General features: G+C 43.0%; 3 protein-coding genes and 1 pseudogene. All 4 read left to right on the forward strand.

Annotated elements, in window-relative coordinates; translation table 11 throughout:
* Positions 1-213: pseudogene (locus EGT51_RS12730) on the forward strand (peptide ABC transporter permease); the annotation flags it as partial.
* Positions 214-228: 15 nt separating this feature from the next.
* Positions 229-951, forward strand: coding sequence for a serine hydrolase (locus tag EGT51_RS12735; protein ID WP_135369023.1), 723 nt, complete (start codon positions 229-231; stop codon positions 949-951).
* Positions 952-1,054: 103 nt separating this feature from the next.
* Positions 1,055-1,402, forward strand: coding sequence for a DUF3139 domain-containing protein (locus EGT51_RS12740; protein WP_010620858.1), 348 nt, complete (start codon positions 1,055-1,057; stop codon positions 1,400-1,402).
* A 58-nt stretch (positions 1,403-1,460) separates the two neighbouring features.
* Positions 1,461-1,700 carry a hypothetical protein gene (locus EGT51_RS12745; RefSeq protein ID WP_135369024.1) on the forward strand — a complete coding sequence of 80 codons (240 nt, stop codon included), beginning with the start codon at positions 1,461-1,463 and terminating at the stop codon, positions 1,698-1,700.
* Positions 1,701-1,862 lie beyond the last annotated feature (162 nt).

Raw genomic sequence — 1,862 nt, forward strand, 5'->3', positions numbered from 1 at the left:
AAGGCCTTTAAATCGCAGATGATGAGCATGTACTTCTTAGCGGACGCGGCGGGACAAGCGGTCAACGCTCAGATCGTCAAGTTTTATTCCTCCGCTACCGAAGTCCCGTACTTCCTAACCATCGGAACGGTCAGCATCGTCTTCGGTATCATCCTCCTCTTCTTTGTCAAAAAGATCTGCCATTTGATGGATGACGACGGCGCTGCTGCCTAAAAAGGAGTGTGTAACTTGGAGCGAGCACTAATTGACCAACTGGTTAACAGTTGGCAAAAGATTATGGAAAAGTATGGCAATGCCGCCGCAATCGCCATTCAAATGCAGGGCAGTCTGGCAAAATGCTCCTTTACAAACACCCCCGCCTTACGGTACGAGACTGCCAGTACCGTCAAGGTGGCGGTGATCTCTCTCCTCCTCCATACCACCGGGGGAGAACTGAACGACAAGCAGCGGGAACTGACTAGACGAATGATCCGCAATAGTGATAACAAGGCGACAACCGCGATTCTCAAAAACTACCTGGGCGGAATCATGGCCCTGAAAGCAGTTTACGCCGATCTGGGCATGACCAACACGACCGCTTCAACCTGGTGGGGAACCACCCTGACGGTCCCCAGTGATCAATTAAAACTGCTCAAGATGATTTATCTCGACCCCCATAGCGATTACCTGAACGACCAGTCACGCAACTACATCAAGGCGCTGATGAAGACGATTAACCCTCAGCAGCAGTGGGGAATCTCGGCAGGCAACCCCACCGACTTCTACCTAAAGAATGGTTGGCGCAAGGCCAGCGACAATAAGAAGTGGGAAGTTCACAGCATTGGCTTCCTGCCTAAGAGAGACCGAAGCTACTTAATTGCTATTTACACCCGCAATAACCGCAACTTCAATTCTGGCGTCAGCTATGTGGAGGAGTTAGCACGGACGACAAGCGAGATCATCTTTGGGTGAGCAGGCCAGCAGCAGGGTACTAAGTGAAACGTTTGCCTGTTTATAATATTTAAGCAATCTACCATAAACTAACAACAAAATGAAAAAGAGGTGTGGATTAGTTATGCTTAAAAAGATTGGGTACGTAATAGCTTTATTACTAGGGTTCTTTTTAATAGTTTGGCTAGCCATTTATTGGCAACATCGCACTTATTTTACTGGAGCCGTTCGAACGTACATGGTTGCCCAAAAGATTCCAAAAAATAGCATTAAAAATCAGAAAATAGTTTTTAATTGGGTCAATATGGGACAATGGGAGGAAGATGTTTCAATTCGCCACCAACACCATACCTATCAATATATTTATAATATGTCTTGGCAGGATAAAAGGGTGTCCCTAAGTATCTATGATCATCGGGAGGGTGTTAAAGATACTCTAGCTCCTTATCCACCCTTGGAGTATGATCGTTAATTTAATTTTTGCAAGCTTTAATATATTACAAAAACAATTTATAGGAGATAAATAAAAATTGTCATTAGCTGAATTGGGAAGCTTTGCGCTACTTATTTCATTGGTCTACTGGTGGTTTTTAATGTGGCATTCATTTAAACTAACCAGGAAAACGTTAGTAATTTTAAATACAGTTGGCACTGCCTTAATGACCATTTTGACGTGGACCATCACCTATGGAATGTTACTGATTCCGATTTTAATTATTTACGCTGTATCGACTTTTATCATCTTTAAATTACCACTGGCAGCCAAATAGTATGAGAATTTTTTTGCTTCTTATAACTATCCAAGGCGGTAGGAAAATGGGCTCTTTGTCAACTATTTCTGGGTTAGATTCCTGATTGCTTGATGAAAGGAGTAGAAATACTACCAAAAACGCCACCAACTATTATTGACTTTGTTTTTAGATACTTTTTTT

This window comes from Levilactobacillus suantsaiihabitans (assembly GCF_004745505.1).
GTDB classification, from domain to species: domain Bacteria; phylum Bacillota; class Bacilli; order Lactobacillales; family Lactobacillaceae; genus Levilactobacillus; species Levilactobacillus suantsaiihabitans.

Coding starts and splice junctions, on each gene's coding strand:
- EGT51_RS12740 (WP_010620858.1), top strand. CDS start 1,055: ATGCTTAAAAAGATTGGGTACGTAATAGCTTTATTACTAGGGTTCTTT.